Below are 22,371 nucleotides of genomic sequence, written 5' to 3' on the forward strand. Positions count from 1 at the left end.
GGGCACTGCCGAATCCGACCCCGGCACGCCGCGCATCACCGGAAGTCGCGCGAGGACTGCCGCAGCTGCAGGGCCGTGCCCGCCCCGGCGATCAGCGAGTCGAGCTTCTCCACCCGGTCGGCGACGAGGTTGGTGACGCCGTCCTCCCGCTCGAGGATCCCCCGCACGACGACGGCGACCGAGCCGCGCGCAGCCGCGCGGTGGACCCGCATCACCCCGACCGAGCAGACGACGTTGAGCATGCCGGTCTCGTCCTCGAGGTTGAGGAAGGTCGTGCCCTGGGCGGTGCCCGGACGCTGACGGTGCGTGATGAGCCCCGCCACGTGCACCCGCCGTCCGCCCTGCAGCTGCTGCAGCCCCGCGACCGAGGCGATGCCGTGGCGGGCCAGCGCCTCGCGCAGGTGGACGAACGGGTGCTCCCCCGGCGAGACCCGGGTGGCCCACAGGTCGGCCATCGTCAGCTCCTCGGGGCTCATGCCCGGCAGCGTCGGCGGCGGCGGGGCCGGTGTGCTGCCCGGCAGGTGCTCCTCGCCCTCGGCGGTGCCCGCGGCCCAGATCGCCTGGCGCCGGTCGAGCCCGAGGCACTCCAGCGCCCCGGCCGTGCCCAGCGCCTCGACCTGGGCGGTGCTCAGCCCCGCCCGCCGCGACAGGTCGCGCACCGAGGTGTACGCCGCGTCCGCGCGCGCCGCGACGATCCGCTGCGCCACCTCGGCCCCGATCCCGCGCACGGAGTCCAGCCCCATCCGCACCGCGAGCGCCCCGTCACGGCGGTGGGTCGTGGTCGGGTCGGGCCCGGCGGGGTCCCACTCCGTGCGCTCGAAGGCCGGCTGCAGGCACGCGTCGAGCCCGGTCGGCCGCACGCGCTCCCCCGGCCCGGCCACCGGCTCTAGCCCCGCCTGCACCCCCGACAGCGCGAGGTCGGGACGGCGCACCTCGACCCCGTGGCGCCGCGCGTCGCCGACCAGCGACTGCGGGGAGTAGAAGCCCATCGGCTGGTTGCGCAGCAGCCCGGCGAGGAAGGCGGCCGGGTAGTGCAGCTTGACCCACGACGAGGCGTAGACGAGCAGCGCGAAGCTCAGCGCGTGCGACTCGGCGAAGCCGAAGTTGGCGAAGGACAGGATCTTCACGTAGATCGCGTCGGCCGCGTCGCCGACCAGACCGCGTCGCGCCATCCCGGCGTACAGCTTCTCCTTGATGCTCTCGATGCGCTCGATGCCGCGCTTGGAGCCCATCGCGCGGCGCAGCAGGTCGGCGTCGTCGCGGGTGCAGTCGCCCAGCGTCACCGCCATCGCCATCAGCTGCTCCTGGAAGAGCGGCACCCCCTTGGTGCGCTCGAGCACCGGCACGAGCTCGGGGTGGTCGTAGTCGACGGGCTCCTTGCCGGTCGCGCGCCGGACGTAGGGGTGCACCGCGCCGCCCTGGATCGGGCCGGGGCGGATCAGCGCGATCTCGATGGCGAGGTCGTAGAACTCGCGCGGCTGCAACCGCGGCAGGGTGCCGATCTGCGCCCGGCTCTCGACCTGGAAGACGCCGATCGAGTCGGCGCGGCAGAGCATGTCGTAGACCGCCGGCTCCTCGCGCGGCATCGTGGCCAGCGTCCACTCCTCGCCGAGGTGCTCGGCGGCCAGGCGCAGCATGTGGTCGAGCGCGCCGAGCATGCCCAGGCCGAGCAGGTCGAACTTCACCAGCCCCATCGACTCGCAGCCGTCCTTGTCCCACTGCAGCACCGTGCGGCCGGGCATCCGCGCCCGCTCGATCGGGCACACCTCGCCCACCGGCCGCTCGGTGAGCACCATCCCGCCGGAGTGGATGCCGAGGTGGCGCGGGGTGCCGAGCATCTGCTCGGCCAGCTCGACGACCGGCGCCGGCACGTCGTGGGCGTCGGTGTCGCCCATGTCGCCGGCCACGACCGACTGCCAGCCGTCGATCTGCTTGGACCAGGCGTCCTGCTGGCCCGGGGAGTAGCCGAGCGCCTTCGCGGCGTCGCGCACCGCCATCCGCGGGCGGTAGCCGACGACGTTGGCGACCTGCGCGGCGTTGCGGCGACCGTAGGTCTCGTAGACCCACTGGATGACCTCCTCGCGCCGGTCGGAGTCGAAGTCGACGTCGATGTCGGGCTCCTCGTCGCGGTGCGCGGAGATGAAGCGCTCGAAGGGCAGGCGGTAGTAGACGGCGTCGATCGCGGTGATGCCCAGGGCGTAGCAGACCGCCGAGCTCGCCGCCGAGCCGCGGCCCTGGCAGAGGATCCCCCGGCTGCGGGCGAAGTCGACGATGTCGTGGACGATCACGAAGTAGCCCGCGAAGTCCTTCTCCTCGATGATCCGCAGCTCGTGCTCGACCCGCTCACGGGCCTCGTCGGCCAGCGGCGTGCCGGCGTAGCGGACCCGGAACCCCTCCTCGGTCAGCACCCGCAACCACGTCGTCGGGGTGTGGCCAGGCGGGATGCGGTGCTTGGGCAGCCGCGGCGAGGCCGCCCGCAGGTCGAAGGCGAGGTCGTCCGCGAGCGCGACCGAGCGGCGTACGGCGTCGGGGTGCGCGCGCAGCGCGGCGGCCACCTCCGCACCGCTGCGCAGGTGGGCGCTGCCCGACAGGTCGAGCCAGCCGTCGGCGTCGGCGATGCTGCGCCGCGCCCGCACCGCCGCGAGCGCGGTCGCGAGCCGCCGCCCCGCCGGGGTGGCGTGGTGGACCCCGCCGGTCGCCACCGTCGGCAGGCCGTGCACCTGCGCCAGCCCGGCCAGCACGGCGTTGCGCTCGGCGGTCTCCGGGCCCGGGCGCGCGTCGAGCTCGACCACGACGGAGTCGAGGCCGAAGCGGGCGGTCAGCCGGTCGAGCTCGACCGCCGCCGCCCCCGGCCCGCCGGCCGCCAGCGCCTGGCGCACCGTGCCCTTGCGGCAGCCGGTGAGCACCACCCAGTGGCCGCGGCCGCGCTCGGCGAGCTCGTCGAGGGCGTAGGCCGGGCGACCCTTCTCGTCGCCGCGCAGGTGGGCCTCGGTCATCGCCCCGGCCAGCCGGTGGTAGCCCTCCACCCCGCGTGCCAGCACCAGCAGGTGGCTGCCCTCGGGGTCGGGCACGCCGTTCTGCGGGCCGCTCAGCCCCAGGGACAGCTCCGCCCCGTAGACCGTGCGCAGCCCGGTGCCGAGCGCCGCCTCGGCGAACATCGGCGCCCCGTGGAAGCCGTCGTGGTCGGTCAGCGCCAGCCCGTGCAGCCCGAGCCGCAGCGCCTCGGCCACCAGCTCCTCGGGCGCGCTCGCACCGTCGAGGAAGCTGTAGTGGCTGTGGCAGTGCAGCTCCGCGTACGCCGAGCCGGCACCCACCCCGCCCGGCTCACCGGCCCCGCCCGGCTCGGTGTCGGGGGCCGGGCGAGGGCGCGGCCGCTTGCGGCGCGAGACCGGCGCGTCGTCGGCACCGGGCAGCGGCTTGCCCGAGAGCCGCCGCTCGAGCTCCTTCCACGGCACCGGGGGGTTCTGCCAGCCCATCAGTCCCGTCCCCTCGTCAGCCGGGCCATCAGTCGGCACCCATCAGTCGTAGCCCGCTTCCAGGCACCAGCCCGCCGCCGACCACCGCAGCAGCCAGGCCCGGCCGTCGACGCCGACCACCTGGAACCGCGCCGCGCGCCCGCCACCCGGCGTGCCGGGCGCCACTCCCACGGTCCCGACGGTCCCGACGGTCCCGCCGGTGCCGCCGGTGCCGCCCGTCCCCACGGGCGTCCTCGCGGTCGTGTCCCCCACCGCCGGTGTCAGCCACCACTCCTCGTCGACCGGCCAGGGCCCGGCCCAGGACTCCACGGGCTGCCAGGGGAGGTCGGGCTGCACCCGACCGGGCGCGGCGAGCCGGAAGCGGCAGGGGTCGCCGGTGACCGCGCCGCGCTCGGTGACCCCGACGCTGCGACCGCCCACGTCGACCACCTCGGCGCCCAGCGGCTCGGCGAAGACCCGCACCGGCGCCGGCCCGGGCACGCGCCCCGGCCACGGCCGGTCGAGGGGTCGCAGCCCGGTGGGACGCTCCCCCCACGCCACGCTGGCCTGCCGCTCCGCGGGCCCGCGCCCGCCCTGCAGCACCGGGCGGCGCACCGCCTCGAAGCCGACCATCGCCTGCACCCGGGCCACGCCGCGCTCGACGAGGTCGTCGGTGCCGCCACCCCACAGCCCCTCGGCGTGCGCCGCGGCCGGCTCGACGGTCTCGGGCACGAAGCGCACCCGCTCGACCGGGGCGACCACCCGGCCGGCGTCGCGGCGCGAGCGCAGCGCCCCGCCGGCACCCTGGAGCTGCCAGTGCACGCGGTCGACGAGGTCGCGGGCGGTGAAGCACCGCGGGTGCAGCCAGGCGCGCCCGGAGACCACGACCCCGTCGCTCTCGGCCTCGACCCGCACCTCGGTCGCCACCAGCTGGCGCGCCGCGAGGTCGGCGACGAACCGCTCGGCGGTGGTGCGCACACTGAAGGCGACCGCCTCGACGTTGTCCAGCGGCGGCTCGAAGGCGACCTCGGCCTCCAGCTCGGGCGGCGGGGTGCGCCCGGCGACCAGGGCGTCGTCTTCCCCGCGGGCGCGGCGCCACAGCTGGGCGCCGAAGCGGCCGAAGCGGTCCTGCACCGAGGCGCCCGGCAGCGCCGCCAGGTCGCCCAGGGTCGCCAGGCCGAGGCGGCCGAGGAGCTCGGCGACCTCGCGGCCCTCGGGCCCGGTGCTCGCCAGCGCCCCGACCGGCAGGGTGCGCAGGAACGCCGGGGAACCGCCCGCCGGCACCACCGTGCACTCCTGCACCGCTGCTCGTCGGGCCGCCTGCTCGGCGGTGAAGAGGTCGTCGGCGACCCCGAGACGGCAGTCCCACACCCCCGACTCGACGACGGCCTGGGCCACGACGGCCGCGGCGTTCTCCTCGCCGCCGAAGAACCGGCCGGGTGCGCGCACCGCGAGCAGCCCGGGGCGCACCGGCGCGACCCCGGGCCGCACCGCCTCGACCGCGGCGATCACCGGCTCGAAGAGCCGCGCGTCGCGGTCGGGCCCGGTCGGCAGCACCAGCAGCTCCGGGCAGCGCGCCTGCGCGTCGCGCCGCCGCTGACCGCGCCGCACCCCCGCCTCGCGGGCCGCGGCGTTGCAGACCTCCACGACGTTGCCCGAGAACACCGCGGCCGGCAGCGAGACCGACCGCTCCGCCTCGGTCAGGGCCGCGACCACCGACCAGTCGGGGCACCAGAGCACCAGGACGCGCACGACCCCGCCTAGCGCGCGGCCCGCAGCGGGGCGGGCCGTCCTGCAGGCACGCCGGGGTGCCCGTCGGGGAGCACGTCGGGGAGCACGTCGGGGAGCACGGGCGCCAGCGCCGCCTGCTCGCCGGGGAAGAGCACGTCCGCGGTGAGCGGCGGCGCCGTGCCACGGCGCACGGCGAGGCGTGCGCGCCGCTCGCGCAGCCGCCCGGCACCGTGGTCGGGGCCGGTCCACCGGGTCTGCTCGAGGCTGAGGCGTGCCTCGCAGCGCGGCCAGGCACCCCACACCACCAGCACGGAGGAGCGGGAGCGCAGCCGGGCGTCGAGCACGCCCGCGGCGCGGGCGTCGACCGCCACCGCGGGCCGGAGCACCACCACGCGCAGCACGTCGACCAGCGCCGCGGTGACCTCGAGCCAGTGCTCGCCGGGCTCGGGCACCAGCACCGTGCGCTCGAGCGCGATGCCGAGGTCGGCCGCGGCCTCGGCGCCGAAGTCGCCCCAGCCCGCGAAGCCGACCCACTCCCCCGCCCGCGAGGCCTCCGCGGCCAGCGCCAGGGCGAGCGAGGCGGAGTCGACGCCGTAGGTGCCGCCTGCCCGCAGCTGCAGCATGCCCGCGAGCGTCTCCTGGGTCGGGACGCTCACCCGCGACGGCCCGCCCTCGAGCGCCGCCACCCGCTCCCGCAGGCGCGCGACCACAGCCAGGCGGTCGTCGTCGAGGGGCTGCGCGGTCACCCCCCCATCATCGAACACGTGTTCGAACGATGCAAGCGGGGCCTAGCCCGGTGCCGGCACGACGACGTCAGCGCTTGCGCTTCTCCCGCGGCCGCTGCTGCAGCACGATCGGCGAGCCGACGAAGCCGAACTCCTCGCGCAGCCGTCGCTCGATGTAGCGCTCGTAGGACGCCTCGAGCTTGCCGGAGGTGAAGAGCACGAAGGTGGGCGGCGCCACCGAGCTCTGGGTGCCGAAGAGGATCTTCGGCTGCTTGCCGCTGCGCACGGGGTGCGGGTGCTCGGCGACGAGGCGGCCGAGGAAGGAGTTGAGCTGTCCCGTGCTCACCCGGGTCTCCCAGCCCTCCAGCGCCCGGTCGAGCGCGGGCACGAGCCGGTCGACGTGCCAGCCGGTGCGCGCGGTGATGTTGATGCGCGGCGCCCAGGGCACCTGCACCAGGTCGCGCTCGATCTCGCGGTCGAGGTAGTAGCGGCGCTCCTCGTCGACGAGGTCCCACTTGTTGAAGGCGATCACCAGCGCCCGCCCCGACTCGCGCACGGTCTGGATGATGCGCTGGTCCTGCTCGGAGATGCTCTGCGAGCCGTCGACGACCAGCACGGCCACCTCGGCGCGCTCGATGGCGGTCGAGGTGCGCAGCGAGGCGTAGTACTCCTGGCCCGAGGCCCCCTTGACCCGCTTGCGGATGCCGGCGGTGTCGATGAAGCGCCAGGTGCGGCCGCCGAGCTCGACGAGCTCGTCGACGGGGTCGACGGTCGTGCCCGAGGCGTCGTCGACGACGACCCGCTCGCTGCCGGCGAGCTTGTTGAGCAGCGAGGACTTGCCGACGTTGGGGCGCCCGACGATCGCGATGCGGCGCGGGCCGCCGACCGGCACGTCGTCCTGCGGCGGCGGGTCGGGCAGCACCGCGAGCACCGCGTCGAGCAGGTCGCCCGAGCCGCGACCGTGGATCGCCGAGACCGGCCACGGCTCGCCGAGGCCGAGGTTCCACAGCGCGTAGGCCTCGGCCTCCGTGCGCTGGTCGTCGACCTTGTTGGCGGCCAGGACCACGGGCTTGTCGGCCTTGCGCAGGATCTTGACCACCGCCTCGTCGGCGTCGGTGGTGCCGACCGTGGCGTCGACGACGAAGAGCACGGCGTCGGCCAGCGACACCGCCACCTCGGCCTGGGCGGCGATGCGCTCGGCCAGCCCGCGGGCGTCGGGGTCCCAGCCGCCGGTGTCCACGACGGTGAAGGCGCGGCCGTTCCAGGTCGCGTCGTAGGAGACGCGGTCCCGGGTCACGCCCGGGCGGTCCTCGACGACGGCCTCGCGGCGGCCGATGATCCGGTTGACCAGCGTGGACTTGCCGACGTTGGGCCGGCCCACGACGGCGAGCACCGGCACCGGGCCGGCGGCGTCCGGGGTGCCGGCGTCCGGCGTGCCGGCGGTGTCGGCGTCCGGGGTGCCGGTGGTGGGCTCGTGCGCGCTCATCATGCTCCTTGCTCGACGACACCGGTGTGGGGGTCGTCCTCGAGTTCTCCGGGGGGCAGCGGGCCGGGCAGGTCGCGGCCGGTCAGCGCCCGCGCCTCCTCCAGGGTGTCGAGCATCCGCCGTCGCAGCAACAACGAGGCCTGCGCGACCTGTTCCTGGGTGCGCGGCCAGGGCGCGGGGGCGTCGACGAGGCGGACGGGCTCGCCGTACACGACGTCGACGCGACCGCCGCGCGGCGGCAGGGCGGAGGCGCCGCCCCCGGGCTCGCGGGTGCCGAGGAAGGTCACCGGCACGACGGGTGCGCCGGTGACCAGCGCGAGGTACGCCGCGCCCCGGTGGAAGCGGCCCAGGTCACCGGCCCCGCGGCGTCCCTCAGGGAAGACGCCGACGACCCCGCCGTCGCGCAGCACCCGCACGCAGGAGCGCACGGCGGCGGCGTCGACGTGGAAGCGGTCGAGGGGCAGCTGGCCGGCCGCGCGCAGGAAGGGGCCGAGCGGCCCGCGGAAGACCTCGCCCTTGGTCAGCACGTGCACCGGACGCGGGCTGAAGATCGCCAGCACCGGGCCGTCGACGACGCCGACGTGGTTGGCGGCCAGCACGACGCCGCCGCGGGCCGGCACCCGCTCGGCACGGTGCAGTGCCACCTCGAAGCGGCGGCGGATCAGCCAGCGCGAGGTCGGCCGGCCACCGTGCAGCAGCCAGGTGCGGGGGTGGGGCGTGGTGGTGGTGGACGGGAGCAGGTCGTGGCCGGCGCCCGCGCGGGCGCGGCGCGTCACGCCTGCGGCCCTGCGTCCTGCGCCCGGTCGCCCGCCTGCTGCGGGTCCTGCTCCTCCTGCTGGGCCCGCTCGACGAGCGCGACGACCTGGTCGACGACCTCCGCCAGCGTGTGCGCCGTGGTGTCGAGGTGCACCGCACCCTCGGCCATCGCGAGGGGCGAGACGGCGCGACCGGAGTCGATGCGGTCGCGGGCCTCGAGGATCTGCTGGGTGACGGCCACGTCGCTGCCGCCCTCCTCGGCCGCGCGGCGCAGGGCGCGGGCCTCGGCGTCGGCGGTGAGGTAGACCTTGACGGCCGCGTCGGGCGCCACGGTGGAGCCGATGTCGCGGCCCTCGACCACGATGCCGCCGGCCGGGCCGGCGCAGGCCTCGGCGATCACCTGGCGCTGCAGGCGCAGCAACCGGGCGCGCACCTCGGGCACCGCGCTCACCGGGCTGACGGCGCGGGTGACGGGCTCGCTGCGCACCTCGGCGCCGACGTCGGTGCCGTCGACCGCGATGGTCGGTGCCGCGGGGTCGGTGCCGGAGGAGATCACCGGCTCGTCGACGCGCGACGCGACCGCGGCCGGGTCGTGCACGTCGACGCCCTGCTGCAGCACCCACCACGTCATCGCGCGGTACATCGCACCGGTGTCGAGGTAGGCGAGGCCGAGCCGGGTCGCGACGCCGCGCGAGGTGCTCGACTTGCCGGACCCCGAGGGGCCGTCGACGGCGACGACGAGGCCGCGGGCCGCGGCGGTGTCCCCGGGGCGCGGGACGTCCGGAGTGGTGCTCACGCGGGGGCCTCCTCGTCGGCGTGGTCACTGGCGCCCACCCGGGGGCGCGCGCACGTGCGCCGGGGGCTCCCCCGGCGCAGGCGGCAGCCTACCGGTGGGTGAGCCAGCCGCGCGCCTCGAGCGAGCCGAGCAGGTGCTCGGCCGAGACCTCCGCCACGGTGAGCTCGACGAGGCCGACGGGGCGACCCGGGTCGTGGTCGATGCGGACGTCCTCGATGTTGACCCCGGCGGCTCCGGCGTCGGCGAAGAGCCGCGCCAGCTCGCCGGGGTGGTCGGGCACGGAGACGAAGACGGAGCGGGTCTGCGCGGGTGGGGCACCGTGCTTGCCGGGGATGGCCCGGGTGCCGGCGACGCCGCGCGCCAGGACCGCCTCCAGGCCGTCGCGGTCACCGCGGGCGACGGCCCCCACCACGGTCTCCAGCTCGCGCTGCACCTCGCCGAGCAGCGCGAGCACCGCCTCGGCGTTGGCGCTGACGATCTGCCCGTACAGCCGCGGGTCGCCCCCGGCGACCCGGGTGACGTCGCGCACGCCCTGGCCGGAGAGGGCAAGGTGGTCGCCGGGAGCCTCGGCGAGCCGCGCCGCGACCAGCGCCGAGAGCAGGTGGGGCACGTGGGAGGTGCGGGCGACGGCCCGGTCGTGCTCGACCGGGTCGAGCCGCACGGGCACGGCGCCGCAGAGCGCGACGAGCGCCTCGACCAGGGTGACCGCGTGCGGGGCGGAGCCGGCGTGCGGTGTGATCGCCCAGGGGCGGCCGTCGAAGAGCGCGGCACTGGCCGCGAGCGGCCCGGAGCGCTCGCTGCCCGCCATGGGGTGGCCGCCGACGTAGCGGTCCGCGCGGGCCGGGTCGCTGCCGTGCACCGCGGCGGCGGGGCCCGACTTGACGCTGCCCACGTCGGTGACGACGGCGTCGGTCGCCGCGAGGGCGGCGGTGATCGCCTCGGCCAGGTGGTCGGGCGGCACGGCCACCACCACGAGCTGGGGCCGGTCCTCCGGCCGGCGCCGACGCCCGGCGCCGAGGCCCGCCGCGGTGCGCAGGTGGTCGGGCGAGACGTCGCTGAGCACGACCTCGAGCCCGGCGCGGCGGCAGGCGAGACCGACGGAGGTGCCGACGAGCCCGGCTCCGACCACCTCGACGGGCCCGACGAGCGGGCCGCTGGCCGCGCCCGGGGTCGCCGTCGGCTCAGCCACCGGGGCGCTCGTCCTGGCGGGCCCGGGTGCGGGTCAGGTCGGTGCGCAGCCGCGCCGCGCCGTGGAGGTAGACGTGGGTGACCTCGGCGCGGGGCAGGTCGGTCTCGACGTGCGCCAGCATCCGCACCACCCGCGGCATCGAGCCCTCGATCTCGAGCTCGCGGGCGCACATGAGCGGCACCTCGCCGAAGCCGAGCTGCCGAGCGGCGTAGGCGGGGAACTCCGAGACCAGGTCGGAGGTCGCGGTGAACACAACGGAGATGAAGTCGTCGACCCCGAGGCCGTTGGCCTCCATCGCGTCGGTGACCATCTCGGCCACCCGCTCCAGCATGTGCTCGCGGGAGTCCTCCTCCAGCTGGGTGGCCCCCCGCACCGCGCGCACCGCCACGTCGTCCCGTCCTCCTGCGTCGCCCGGTCGTCGTGACCGGATCGTGACCTCGGACCCGTCAGGCTAGTCGCGCGTCTCCCCCGCCACGTCGCCGGGCCCGTCGAGGGCGTCGAGCCGGGCGAGCGCCTCGGTCCAGCGCCGCCGGCGCTCGGCGTCGCTCTGCTCCCACCACGGGGTGCCGCGCTCCCCCAGGCCGTGCTTGGCCAGCCCGGTGCGCTGCCGCGCGGCGGCCTCGGCCTCGGCGTCGCCGGCCCGGCGGGCCGCGCCCGTCGCGCTGCGCCCGCGTCCGAGGTGCGAGCGCAGGCGCGCGGCCTCCTCCTCGGGGATCGCCGGGTCCTGCCGCCGCCAGCGGCGGCCGTCGACGACGAGCCAGTGCCCGTCGTCGGTGGGGTGGACCTCCCGCGCCACGACCGGGCCGGGCCTAGAGCTGCGCCCGGTCGAGCAGCGCGCCCAGCTCCTCGCGGGTCAGCTCGCGCAGCGCGCCGCTGCGCAGGCCGCGCAGCACGACCGGGCCGATCGCCGTGCGGGTGAGGGTGCGCACGGGGTGCCCGACCTCGTCGAGGAGCCGGCGCACGATGCGGTTGCGCCCCTCGTGGATCACGAGCTCGACGATGCTGCGTCCCCGGGCACCACCCTCCCCGCGGCTGACGAGGCGCACCGAGCGCACCTCGACGGGGCCGTCCTCGAGCACGACCCCGTCGCGCAGCCGCTGCAGCGTCGCCTTGGAGACCTCGCCGTCGACCTCGGCGACGTAGGTCTTGTCCACCTCGTACGACGGGTGCGCCATGCGCTGGGCGAAGTCGCCGTCGTTGGTGAGCAGGATCAGCCCGGAGGTGTCGGTGTCGAGGCGCCCGACGTGGAAGAGCCGCTCGGGCCGGTCGTCGACCAGGTCCTGCAGGGTGCGGCGGCCCTCGGGGTCCGACATCGTCGACACCACGCCGCGCGGCTTGTGCAGGACGAGGTAGACCTTCTCGGAGACCGGCGGCAGCCGCTTGCCGGCCACCCGGACGACGGCGGTGCGCGGGTCGACCTTGGTGCCGAGCCGGGTGACGACCTCCCCGTCGACCTCGACCTGGCCGTCGAGCATCAGCTCCTCGCACTTGCGGCGCGAGGCGACCCCCGACGTCGCCAGCAGCTTCTGCAGGCGCACGAGCCCCTCGTCGTCGGTCTCGATCACGCGCCGGTCCCCTCGGTCGTCTCGTCGGTCTCGCCGGTCTCGTCGGTCGTGGTCGTCCCGCCGGTGCTGCTCGTCCCGCCGGTGCTGCCCCGGTCGTCGGGCGCCGGCAGGGCCTCGTCGACCGCGGCGGGCCGCGGGCCCTCCACACGGGCCAGCTCGTCGGCGACGTCGTCCATCTCCGGGAGGTAGGGCGCGAGCTCGGGCAGCTCGTCGAGCGACCGGATGCCGATGCGCTCGAGGAAGTAGGTGGTGGTGCGGTAGAGGTGGGCACCGCTCTCAGGGTCCTGCCCCGCCTCCTCGACCAGCCCGCGGGTGACCAGCGTGCGCATCACGCCGTCGACGCTGACCCCGCGGATCGCCGACACCCGCGCGCGGGAGACCGGCTGGCGGTAGGCGACGACGGCGAGCGTCTCGAGCGCGGCCTGGGTCAGGCGGGCCTGCTGGCCGTCGAGCACGAACGCCTCGACGACGGGGGCGAGCTCCTCGCGGGTGCTGTAGCGCCAGCCGCCCGCGACCCGCCGCAGCTCGAAGCCGCGGCGCTGCGCGTCGTACTCCTCGGCGAGCGCGGTGAGCGCCGCCTCGACGTCGGCGACGGGGTGGCCGACCGCGCTGGCCAGGACGACGTGGTCGACCGGTTGGTCGGAGACCATCAGGATCGCCTCGAGCGCGGGGCGCAGCTCCGCGAGCGCCACCTCGAGGGTCTCGGGTGCGGCGGGCGTGGTCACGGCTGTCCTCCCGGGGGTCGGTCGGGCGCGCCCTCGGGCGGGGCGCCGTCGAACTCGTCGGTGATCTCGACCTCGTCCTCGCCGCCGGTCCAGCGCACCGTCAGCTCCCCGAGCGGGGTGACCTGCTCGAAGCCGACCGCACCCTCGCGGAAGAGCTCGAGGAGCGCGAGGAAGCGGGCGACGGTGGTGAGGGTGTCGGGCGAGTCGCGGCACAGGGCGCGGAAGGTGGCGGTGCCGGCCAGGCGGAGCCGCTCGGCGACGAGCACCCCCTGCTCCCGGACGCTGACCGCCGGGGCGTGGATGTGGGCCAGCGACACCTCGAGCACGGGCTTCGGCTCCATCGCCCGGGCCGCCAGCGCGGCGAACTGCTCGAGCCCGACGCCGATCAGCACCTCCGGCAGCAGCGTGGCGAAGCGCTCCTCGAGCCCCACCACCCGCGGGAAGCGCCGCGACTCGGCGGCGAGACGCCGCTCGAGGACCCCCGCGACCTGCTTGAACGCGCGGTACTGCAGGAGCCGGGCGAAGAGCAGGTCCCGGGCCTCCAGCAGCGCGAGGTCCTCCTCGTCCTCGACGTCGCCCTGCGGCAGCAGCCGAGCGGCCTTGAGGTCGAGCAGGGTGGCGGCGACGAGGAGGAACGAGGAGGTCTGCTCGAGGTCCCAGTGCGGACCCCCGGCCTTGACGTGGGCGATGAACTCGTCGGTCACCCGCGACAGCGCGACCTCGGTGATGTCGAGCTGGTGCTTCGCCACGAGGCTGAGCAGCAGGTCGAAGGGCCCCTCGAAGTTGTCGAGGTGCACCGCGAACGCGGGGGCGTCCGACGAGGCACCGGACGCCGCCTCGGACGAGGCGTCCGGGGTCGGGGCGGGGGCCGCCACGGGACTCACCCCTCGGTCAGCCGACGCACCAGCGGGCTGTCCGCGCCCTGGGAGTCGAGGTCGTCGAGCACGAGGGCGACGGCCTCGCGCACGAGCCGGCCGCGGTCGACGGCCAGGCCGTGGTGGCGGCGCAGCGCGAGGCGGGCGTCCTCGACGCGGTGCAGCTCGTCGGCGGTGACGTAGACGGTCATCTTCTCGTCGTGCTTGACCCGGCCGCTGGCGGCGCGGGTCGACCCGGCAGCCTCCCCCGCACCCGTGGCGCGGCCTGTCGGAGCGGCCGGGGCAGCGCCGGGTGCCGTGGCCGGGATGGCGGGCGCCGTGGGCGGCGCCTGCTCCGCAGGCGCGGTGGGCCGGAACAGGTCGTCAGCGTCCGGCAGCCTCACCCGACGAGACACGGGCCAGCACCTCCCTCGCGAGCTGGCGGTAGGACTCCGCGCCGGCCGAGGAGGAGGCGTAGGACAGGATCGGCTCGCCGGCGACGGTCGAGTCGGAGAACTTCACGGTGCGGCGGATGACGGTGTGGAAGACCTTGTCCCCCCACGCCTGCACCAGCCGCTCCATCACCTCGCGGCTGTGCAGGGTGCGGCCGTCGAACATCGTGCCGAGCACGCCGTCGACCTCGAGCGCGGGGTTGAGCCGCTCGCGCACCTTGTCGATGGTGGTCTTGAGGAGCGCGACGCCGCGCAGCGCGAAGTACTCGCACTCGAGCGGGATGATGACGCCGTGCGACGCGGTCAGGGCGTTGACCGTGAGCAGGCCCAGCGAGGGCTGGCAGTCGATGAGCACGACGTCGTAGTCGGCGAGGGCCGGGGCGAGCACCCGCTGCAAGGTCTGCTCGCGGGCGACCTCGTGGACGAGCTGCACCTCGGCGGCCGACAGGTCGATGTTGGAGGGCAGCAGGTCCATGCCCGGCACGCCGGAGGGCACGACGACGTCGGCGATCGCGACGTCGCGCTCCATCAGCAGGTTGTAGACGGTGAGGTCCATCTCGTGGGGGTTGAGCCCCAGCCCGACCGACAGGGAGCCCTGCGGGTCGAAGTCGACCAGCAGCACCTTGCGGCCGTACTCGGCGAGCGCGGCCCCGAGGTTGATGGTGGTGGTGGTCTTGCCGACCCCGCCCTTCTGGTTGCACATCGACACCACCCGGGCGCCGCCGTGGGCGTGCAGCGGCTGCGGCTCGGGCAGCACCGGCAGCGGGCGACCGGTCGGTCCCAGCTCCGCCGTGCCGGTGGAGCCGGCGGCGGGCGCCGCGGCTCGCGGCTGGTCGAACGGCAGGGGGTCGGTCACGCGCTCATCTCCCGCGGTCGTGGTGGGTGGAGGTCCGGGCCGGCGTCGCGGCGTCGTCGCGGCGGCACCGCGGCGGGGAGCCTCGTGTGCCGCCGCACACTGTAGGTGTCGACTTCTCGACCCTGGTCCCGGGGATGCCCGGACGCTAGACCGGTCGGCCGCCGCCCACAAGCGCCCGGCTCTCGCGGCGGGACCACAGGGGCGGGCTCACAGGGGCGGGCTCACAGGGGCGGGCTCAGCAGCTCCGCGTAGTCGGGGTGCTCGTCGACGAAGCGCTTGACGAAGGAGCAGCGCGGGACGACGCGCAGCCCGCCGCGCTCGCGCAGGGTGTCGAGGGCACCTCGCACCAGCGCCGTGCCGACGCCCTGGCCGCCGAAGGCAGGGTCCACCTCGGTGTGGGTGAAGACGATCGCGTGCCCGTCGAGCTCGTAGGCCGCGAAGCCCGCGAGGTCGCCGTCGGCGCCGCCGACGCGGGCCTCGAAGCGGCTGGCGTCCTCGGCGTCGACGACGGTGACGCCCGGACCGGTGCTCGCCTCAGCGCTCATGCGCCGACCCTACGCCCGCTCACAGCCGGCGCAGCGCGGTGGCCAGCACGACCGCCTCGCCGAGCTCGTCGGAGGCGTCGAGGTCGACCTCGCACTCGAGCACCCAGTCGTGGTGGCCGGCGGGGTCGTCGAGCACCTGGCGCACCCGCCACAGCCGCACCGCGGGCGCCTCGCCCGGCTCGCGGTCGGCGTCGTCGGTGCCGGGGCGCGGGCCGGTGCCCGGCTCGACCTGGAACAGCGCCGGGCCGCGGGCGTCGCCGCCGGTGCCGATGCGGTCGTGCTCGGCGTAGTAGTCCTCGAGCGCCTCGTCCCACCGCGAGCGGGTCATCACCACGGTGCGCGGCGGGTCGGTGCGGTCGGCGGCTGCGCGCTCCCCCTTGACCAGTCCGTCGACGTCGTCGCGCGCCGCCATCTCGACGCGGTGCCACACGGCGTTGCGCACCATGACCCGGAAGGCCCGCTCCTGCAGCGAGATCGGCCGCGGTGAGCTCGGCGGCAAGGGCTCGCTGCGCTGCGCGGCGGCCTCGGCCGCGCGGCGCACCGCGTCGGGGTCGGTGAGCGCCTCCCACTCGTCGAGCAGCGAGGAGTCGGTCTGCCGCACGGTCTCCCCCAGCCACTCGACGAGCTCCTCGAGCTCCTCGGTGCGGTGGCGCTCGGGCACCGTCTGGCGCAGCGTGCGGTAGGCGTCGGTGAGGTAGCGCAGCACCAGGCCCTCGGAGCGGGCGAGCTGGTAGCGCGAGACGAACTCGGTGAAGCCCATCCCCTGCTCGTACATCTCGCGCACGACCGACTTGGGCCCGAGCGCGTCCTCGGGCAGCCACGGGTGGGCGCCGCGGTAGGTCTCGTAGACCGCCTCGAGCAGCTCGGCGAGCGGCTGCGGCCAGGTGATCTCCTCCAGCAGCGCCATGCGCTCGTCGTACTCGACGCCGTCGGCCTTCATCTCGGCCACGGCCTCCCCGCGGGCGTGGAACTGCTGGGCCATGAGCACCTGCCGCGGCGCCTCGAGGACCGCCTCGACGACCGAGACCACGTCGAGGGTGTACGTCGGGGCGTCGGGGTCGAGCACGTCGAGCGCCTCGAGGGCGAAGTGCGCCAGGGGCTGGTTGAGCGCGAAGTCGGCGGGCAGGTCGACGGTGAGGACGTAGCGCCGGCCGTGCGCGTCGGGCTCCTCGAGGCGGGTCAGCACCCCGGAGGCGACCAGGCTGCGGGCGAGTCGCAGCGCGCGGCGCGCGAGCCGCAGCTGCTGGCGACGGTCCTCGTGGTTGTCGGTGAGCAGCCGCCGCAGGACCGCGAAGGCGTCCTCCTCGCGGGCCACGACGTTGAGGAGCACGGAGTTGTCGACCCGCATCCGCGACTGCAGCCGCTCGGGTGCGCCGGCGACGAGCTTGTCGTAGGTCTCCTCGCTCCACACGACGGCACCCTCGGGAGGCTTCTTGCGCTGCACCTTGCGCCGCTTCTTCGGGTCGTCGCCGGCCTTGGCGAGCGCCTTCTCGTTCTCGATGACGTGCTCGGGCGCCTGCACCACCACGTAGCCCGCGGTGTCGTAGCCGGCGCGCCCGGCGCGTCCGGCGATCTGCTGGAACTCCCGGGCGCGCAGCACGCGCTGCCGGGTGCCGTCGAACTTCGCGAGCCCGGTGAACAGCACGGTGCGGATCGGCACGTTGATGCCCACGCCGAGCGTGTCGGTGCCGCAGACGACCCGCAGCAGCCCGGCCTGGGCGAGCTGCTCGACCAGCCGGCGGTAGCGCGGCAGCATGCCGGCGTGGTGCACGCCGATGCCGTGGCGCAGCAGCTTGCCCAGGGTCTTGCCGAAGCCGGCGGCGAAGCGGAAGCCCGCGACCCGCTCGGCGATGGCATCGCGGTCCTCGCGACCCGCCACCGGGGTGCCGAGCAGCGAGGTGGCGTGCTCGACGGCCGCGGCCTGGGTGAAGTGCACGACGTAGACGGGCGCCTGCCCCGTCGTCACCAGCTCCTCCAGCGTCTCCTGCAGGGGGGTCATGGCGTAGCTGAAGCTCAGCGGCACCGGCCGCTCGGCGTCGTCCACCACGACCGTCTCGCGACCGTTGCGGCGGGTGAGGTCCTCGGCGATGGCCGTGACGTCGCCGAGGGTGGCCGACATCAGCAGGAACTGCGCCTGCGGCAGCTCGAGCAGCGGCACCTGCCAGGCCCAGCCGCGCTGCGGGTCGCCGTAGTAGTGGAACTCGTCCATCACCACGAGCCCGACGTCGGCCCGGGCGCCCTCGCGCAGCGCGATGTTGGCGAGCACCTCGGCGGTGCAGCAGATGACCGGGGCGTCGGCGTTGACCGCCGCGTCGCCGGTGAGCATGCCGACGTTGTCGGCGCCGAAGACCTCGCACAGCGCGAAGAACTTCTCGCTCACCAGCGCCTTGATCGGGGCGGTGTAGAAGCTGACGCGGTCCTGGGCCAGGGCGGCGAACTGCGCCGCCGTCGCGACCAGCGACTTGCCCGACCCGGTGGGCGTCGCCAGCACCACGTTGTGCCCGCTCAGCAGCTCGATGACGGCCTCGTCCTGGTGGGCGTACGGCGAGAGCCCGCGCTCGGTGGCCCACCCGCTGAAGACGTCGTAGAGGGTGTCGGCGTCGGCCTGGCCCGCCGGCGGGGCGAGGTCGGCGAGCGTGGCGCCGGTGGCCGGCCCGGGGGTGCTCACGCGCGTGCCCGGGGGTGGGCGGTGGCGAAGACCTCGCGGAGGTTCTCGACGGTGACCAGCGTGTAGACCTGCGTGGTGGTCACCGAGGCGTGGCCGAGCAGCTCCTGCACCACGCGCACGTCGGCGCCGCCGTCGAGCAGGTGCGTGGCGAAGGAGTGGCGCAGGGTGTGCGGGGAGACCTCGACGCCGACCCCCGCGCGCTCGGCCGCACGGCCCAGCACCGCCCACGCGCTCTGGCGCGAGAGCCGGCCACCGCGGGCGTTGAGGAAGAGGGCGGGCGTGCCGCGGCCCGCGCGCACCAGCTCGCCGCGGGCGCGCACGAGGTAGGCCTCCACCGCCTCGAGCGCGTAGCGGCCGACCGGCACGAGGCGCTGCTTGCCGCCCTTGCCGCGCAGCAGCACGGTGCCCTCCCGCGGTGTGCCGGCGTCGCCGTGGCCGGTGTCGGGAGTCGGTGCGGGCCCCAGGTCGAGGTCGTCGACGTCGAGCCCGACGGCCTCGGAGATCCGCGCCCCGGTGCCGTAGAGCACCTCGAGCAGGGCGCGGTCGCGCAGGGCCAGGGTGGTGCCCGGGGCGCCGGCTGCCTCGAGGATGGCCTCGACGTCGCGCAGCGGCAGCGCCTTGGGCAGCCGCTTGGCGGGGCTCGGCGGCTTCACCGCCGCCGCCGGGTCGGCGGCCGCGAGCCCGTCGGCGACGGCGAACCGGTGGAACCCGCGCACGGCCACCAGGGTCCGCGCCGCCGAGGTGGCCGAGAGCGGCGGGTGGTCGGCGTCGCCCTCGCGCAGGTGCACCAGGAACGCCGCCACCTCCGCCTCGCCGACCTCGTCGAGGTGCTCCACCCCGCGGCCGGCGAGGTGCGCCGTGTAGCGGCGCAGGTCGCGGCGGTAGGAGCTCAGGGTGTTGGCGGCCAGCCCGCGCTCCACCCCGAGGTGGTCGAGGTAGGTGCGGACGGCGCGCTCCAGCGGGGTCAGGGTCTGCTCGCGGGTGGGGCTCAGGCCAGCACGGACGCGAGCGGCGTGGCGTCGAGTCCGTGGGCCTCGGCGACGGGGGCGTTGGTGAGGGCGCCGGCGTGGGTGTTGAGACCCAGCGCGAGGCCGGCGTCGTCGCGCAGCGCCTGCTCCCAGCCCTTGTCGGCCAGCGCGACGGTGTAGGGCAGCGTCGCGTTGGTCAGGGCGTAGGTCGAGGTGGTCGGCACCGCACCCGGCATGTTCGCGACGCAGTAGAACGTCGAGTCGTGGACGGCGAAGGTCGGGTCGTCGTGGGTGGTGGGACGGGTGTCCTCGAAGCAGCCGCCCTGGTCGACGGCGATGTCGACGAGCACGGAGCCGGGCTTCATCTGGGCGACCAGGTCGTTGGTGACGAGCTTCGGTGCCGCCGCGCCGGGGATCAGCACGGCACCGATGACGAGGTCGGCCTCGGTGACCTGCTGCTCGATCGCCAGGCGCGACGAGGCGAGCCCGTGGACCCGGTTGTTGTAGCGCCAGAACGACATGCGGAGCTTGTCGAGGTCGGTGTCGAGGAGGGTGACGTCGGCCCCCATGCCGAGCGCGATGTTGGCGGCGTTCTGGCCCGCCACGCCGGCGCCGATGACGACCACCTTGGCGTTGGCCACACCGCCGACGCCGCCGAGGAGCACGCCGCGGCCGCCGCGGGCCTTGAGCAGCTCGTGGGCGCCGACCTGGGGCGCGAGGCACCCGGCGACCTCCGACATCGGGTAGAGCAGGGGCAGCCCGCCCGAGGGCAGCTGCACGGTCTCGTAGGCGATGGCGGTCACCCGGCGCGCCACGAGCTCGTCGGTGAGCGCGCGGTCGGCGGCCAGGTGGAGATAGGTGAAGAGCACCTGCCCCTCGCGCATGCGGTGGTACTCCTCCGCGACGGGCTCCTTGACCTTGAGCACCATCTCGGCCTCGCCCCACACCGCGTCGGCGTCGGGGGCCAACCGGGCGCCCGCTGCGACGTACTCCTCGTCGGGGATCGACGAGCCGAACCCGGCGCCGGTCTGCACGACGACCTCGTGGCCGCGCGCCGTGAGCTCGCGCACGACGATCGGCGTGGCGGCCACGCGGTACTCGTGGTTCTTGACTTCCTTCGGGACCCCGACCTTCACGCTGCTCTCCTCCTCGTGGCGCCACGACGCTGTGGCGCGGGCGCCAACCTATCCCGTGACCGGGGTCACGCCGGGCGGGGGGCGACCAGCCCGCGCGTGTGCGCGAGCAGCACGGCGACGGCCAGGGGCGCGTCGGTCACCCGGCCCTCCACGACGGCCCGCAGCAGCTCGGAGAAGTGGACCCACGCGACCTCCATGTCGGCCTCCTCGTGGGCGGGGGCGAAGTCACCGCGGTCGACGTGGCGCAGACCGCGGGCGACGAAGGTGTGGACCCGCTCGTCGCTCACGCCCGGCGAGGACCACGTGGTGGCCAGGTGGGTCCACGACTCGGCCTCGAGCTCGGCCTCCTCGACCAGCTCGCGGCGCGCGACCTCCTCGGGCGACTCGCCACCGGCGTCGAGGAGCCCCGCGGGCAGCTCGACGAAGCGGTGGCGCGCGGCGTGGCGGTACTGCCACAGGCACAGCACCCGGTCGTCCTCGTCGACCGCGAGCACGACCACCGCGCCGGGGTGCTCGAGCACCAGGCGGCGGAAGGCGCCCTCCGACGCGGGCGCACCGGGGCGGCGCAAGCGGTCCTCGCGCAGGGCGACCACCCAGTCGTCGCGGTGCAGGTCGCGCGAGGACTCGACCGGCCACTCCGCGGGCGCGTCGCGCAGCGCGCGAGCCCAGACGGGACGGTCCTCGCCGGCCACCTCAGGCTCCGTCGGCGGTGGCGGTGGCGCTGGCGGTGGCGGTGGGCGCGGCGCCGGCCGGGACGGCCGCGGGACCGCCGTCGTCGCGGCGGCGCAGCCCGGTCTCGTCGATCGGGAAGCGCAGCTCGCGCTGGCGGGCGATGGCCGCACCGACGAGGCCGCGGAAGAGAGGGTGCGGGCGCGTGGGGCGCGACTTCAGCTCGGGGTGCGCCTGCGTCGCGACGTAGTAGGGGTGGACGTCGGCGGGCAGCTCGACGAACTCGACGAGCCGGTCGTCGGGCGAGGTGCCCGAGAAGACCAGGCCCGCCTCCTCCAGCCGCGGCCGGTAGGCGTTGTTGACCTCGTAGCGGTGCCGGTGGCGCTCGCTCACCGTCTCCGCGCCGTACGCCGCGCGCACGACGCTGCCGGCCTTCAGCCGGGCGGGGTAGCGGCCCAGGCGCATCGTGCCGCCCAGGTCGCCGGCGCCCTCGACGAAGTTCTTCTGCTCCTCCATCGTGGCGATGACCGGCTCGGGGGTGGCGGCGTCGAACTCGGTCGACCCGGCGCCGGCGATGTCGGCCACCGTGCGGGCGTACTCGATGACCATGCACTGCAGCCCCAGGCACAGCCCGAGCGTGGGGATGCCGTGCGTGCGGGCGTAGGTCAGGGCGCCGAGCTTGCCCTCGATGCCGCGGATGCCGAAGCCGCCCGGCACGCAGACGGCGTCGACGTCGTGCAGGTGCCTGGCGGCACCGGCAGGGTCCTGGCACTCGTCGGAGGGGATCCAGCGCAGGTGCACCTTCGCCTCGTGGGCGAAGCCGCCGGCCCGCAGCGCCTCGGCGACGGAGAGGTAGGCGTCCGGCAGGTCGACGTACTTGCCGACCAGGCCGACCGTGACCTCCTCGCGCGGGTGGTGGACGCGGCGCAGCAGGTCGTCCCACTGCGTCCAGTCGACGTCGCGGAAGGGCAGGTCGAGTCGGCGCACGACGTAGGCGTCGAGACCCTCACGGTGCAGCACCTTGGGGATGTCGTAGATCGACGGGGCGTCGGCGGCGGTGACCACCGCCTCCTCGTCGACGTCGCACATCAGCGAGATCTTGCGCTTGATCGAGGCGGGCAGCTCGCGGTCGGCGCGGCAGACCACCGCGTCGGGCTGGATGCCGATGGAGCGCAGCGCGGCGACCGAGTGCTGCGTCGGCTTGGTCTTGAGCTCGCCGGAGGGGCCGATGAACGGCACGAGCGAGACGTGGATGAAGAAGCAGTGGTCGCGGCCCACGTCGTGGCGGGTCTGGCGTGCGGCCTCGAGGAAGGGCAGCGACTCGATGTCGCCGACGGTGCCGCCGATCTCGGTGATGACGACGTCGACCGGCTCCCCGTCGGGGCCGGTGCCGCCCATCGCGAGGATGCGGTCCTTGATCTCGTTGGTGATGTGCGGGATCACCTGGACCGTGTCGCCGAGGTAGTCACCGCGCCGCTCCTTGGCGATCACCGAGGAGTAGACCTGCCCGGTGGTGACGTTGGCGATCTGGTTGAGGTCGGTGTCGAGGAACCGCTCGTAGTGGCCGATGTCGAGGTCGGTCTCGGCGCCGTCCTCGGTGACGAACACCTCGCCGTGCTGGAACGGGTTCATCGTGCCGGGGTCGACGTTGAGGTAGGGGTCGAGCTTCTGCATGGTGACCCGCAGTCCCCGGGCCTTCAGCAGCGCTCCGAGGCTGGAGGCGGTGAGCCCCTTGCCGAGCGAGGAGGCGACGCCCCCGGTGACGAACACGTGCTTGGTCACGGAAGGCTTCACG

At 75.5% G+C, this 22,371-nt stretch carries 20 protein-coding genes; all 20 read right to left on the reverse strand.

Annotated elements, in window-relative coordinates; translation table 11 throughout:
- Positions 1 to 35 precede the first annotated feature (35 nt).
- Positions 36 to 3,476 (reverse strand): error-prone DNA polymerase, encoded by a 3,441-nt coding sequence (locus BJ989_RS11540; RefSeq protein WP_179518337.1) that lies wholly within the window; start codon positions 3,474 to 3,476, stop codon positions 36 to 38.
- Between the two features lie 42 nt (positions 3,477 to 3,518).
- Entirely contained in the window at positions 3,519 to 5,207 is a 1,689-nt protein-coding gene (locus tag BJ989_RS11545; RefSeq protein WP_179518338.1) for a Y-family DNA polymerase, read from the reverse strand.
- Between the two features lie 8 nt (positions 5,208 to 5,215).
- On the reverse strand, positions 5,216 to 5,932 hold the full coding sequence (locus BJ989_RS11550; protein ID WP_179518339.1) for a hypothetical protein: 717 nt from the start codon (positions 5,930 to 5,932) through the stop codon (positions 5,216 to 5,218).
- A gap of 67 nt (positions 5,933 to 5,999) precedes the next feature.
- On the reverse strand, positions 6,000 to 7,397 hold the full coding sequence (der, locus tag BJ989_RS11555) for a ribosome biogenesis GTPase Der (RefSeq protein WP_179518340.1): 1,398 nt from the start codon (positions 7,395 to 7,397) through the stop codon (positions 6,000 to 6,002).
- The gene (locus BJ989_RS11560; protein WP_343049295.1) at positions 7,397 to 8,173 is read right to left on the reverse strand and encodes a lysophospholipid acyltransferase family protein; all 777 of its coding nucleotides are present in this window, start codon (positions 8,171 to 8,173) and stop codon (positions 7,397 to 7,399) included. The genes der and BJ989_RS11560 overlap by 1 nt, the downstream gene beginning before the upstream one ends.
- Positions 8,170 to 8,949: a (d)CMP kinase gene (gene cmk, locus BJ989_RS11565; protein WP_179518341.1), complete on the reverse strand. Its 780-nt coding sequence runs from the start codon at positions 8,947 to 8,949 to the stop codon at positions 8,170 to 8,172. Before cmk ends, BJ989_RS11560 begins: the two co-directional genes overlap by 4 nt.
- Before the next feature lie 88 nt (positions 8,950 to 9,037).
- Entirely contained in the window at positions 9,038 to 10,138 is a 1,101-nt protein-coding gene (locus BJ989_RS11570; protein WP_179518342.1) for a prephenate dehydrogenase, read from the reverse strand.
- Positions 10,131 to 10,526, reverse strand: coding sequence for a chorismate mutase (aroH, locus tag BJ989_RS11575; protein ID WP_179518343.1), 396 nt, complete (start codon positions 10,524 to 10,526; stop codon positions 10,131 to 10,133). The genes BJ989_RS11570 and aroH overlap by 8 nt, the downstream gene beginning before the upstream one ends.
- Before the next feature lie 63 nt (positions 10,527 to 10,589).
- A complete protein-coding gene (locus tag BJ989_RS11580) occupies positions 10,590 to 10,934 on the reverse strand; it encodes a biopolymer transporter Tol (protein WP_179518344.1) in 345 nt (114 codons plus the stop codon).
- Between the two features lie 13 nt (positions 10,935 to 10,947).
- Positions 10,948 to 11,703: a pseudouridine synthase gene (locus BJ989_RS11585; protein ID WP_179518345.1), complete on the reverse strand. Its 756-nt coding sequence runs from the start codon at positions 11,701 to 11,703 to the stop codon at positions 10,948 to 10,950.
- Complete coding sequence (gene scpB, locus BJ989_RS11590; protein WP_343049296.1) at positions 11,700 to 12,428, reverse strand: SMC-Scp complex subunit ScpB; 729 nt, start codon at positions 12,426 to 12,428, stop codon at positions 11,700 to 11,702. Before scpB ends, BJ989_RS11585 begins: the two co-directional genes overlap by 4 nt.
- On the reverse strand, positions 12,425 to 13,303 hold the full coding sequence (locus BJ989_RS11595; protein WP_179518346.1) for a segregation and condensation protein A: 879 nt from the start codon (positions 13,301 to 13,303) through the stop codon (positions 12,425 to 12,427). Before BJ989_RS11595 ends, scpB begins: the two co-directional genes overlap by 4 nt.
- A gap of 5 nt (positions 13,304 to 13,308) precedes the next feature.
- Positions 13,309 to 13,686, reverse strand: coding sequence for a hypothetical protein (locus tag BJ989_RS11600; protein WP_343049297.1), 378 nt, complete (start codon positions 13,684 to 13,686; stop codon positions 13,309 to 13,311).
- The gene (locus BJ989_RS11605; protein WP_179518348.1) at positions 13,667 to 14,590 is read right to left on the reverse strand and encodes a ParA family protein; all 924 of its coding nucleotides are present in this window, start codon (positions 14,588 to 14,590) and stop codon (positions 13,667 to 13,669) included. The genes BJ989_RS11600 and BJ989_RS11605 overlap by 20 nt, the downstream gene beginning before the upstream one ends.
- Positions 14,591 to 14,811: 221 nt before the next feature.
- Complete coding sequence (locus BJ989_RS11610) at positions 14,812 to 15,135, reverse strand: GNAT family N-acetyltransferase (RefSeq protein WP_179518349.1); 324 nt, start codon at positions 15,133 to 15,135, stop codon at positions 14,812 to 14,814.
- A 19-nt stretch (positions 15,136 to 15,154) separates the two neighbouring features.
- Positions 15,155 to 17,803, reverse strand: coding sequence for a DUF3516 domain-containing protein (locus BJ989_RS11615; RefSeq protein ID WP_179518350.1), 2,649 nt, complete (start codon positions 17,801 to 17,803; stop codon positions 15,155 to 15,157).
- Positions 17,800 to 18,723: a site-specific tyrosine recombinase XerD gene (locus tag BJ989_RS11620; protein WP_425489992.1), complete on the reverse strand. Its 924-nt coding sequence runs from the start codon at positions 18,721 to 18,723 to the stop codon at positions 17,800 to 17,802. The genes BJ989_RS11615 and BJ989_RS11620 overlap by 4 nt, the downstream gene beginning before the upstream one ends.
- Positions 18,724 to 18,791: 68 nt before the next feature.
- Positions 18,792 to 19,907, reverse strand: a complete 1,116-nt coding sequence (gene ald / locus BJ989_RS11625; protein WP_179518351.1) for an alanine dehydrogenase — start codon at positions 19,905 to 19,907, stop codon at positions 18,792 to 18,794.
- Between the two features lie 65 nt (positions 19,908 to 19,972).
- Positions 19,973 to 20,599, reverse strand: coding sequence for an NUDIX domain-containing protein (locus BJ989_RS11630; protein ID WP_343049298.1), 627 nt, complete (start codon positions 20,597 to 20,599; stop codon positions 19,973 to 19,975).
- A 1-nt stretch (position 20,600) separates the two neighbouring features.
- Positions 20,601 to 22,370: a CTP synthase gene (gene pyrG, locus BJ989_RS11635; protein WP_343049299.1), complete on the reverse strand. Its 1,770-nt coding sequence runs from the start codon at positions 22,368 to 22,370 to the stop codon at positions 20,601 to 20,603.
- Position 22,371: the final 1 nt, after the last annotated feature.

Source organism: Nocardioides perillae, from assembly GCF_013409425.1.
In the GTDB taxonomy this organism is placed as follows: Bacteria; Actinomycetota; Actinomycetes; order Propionibacteriales; family Nocardioidaceae; genus Nocardioides; species Nocardioides perillae.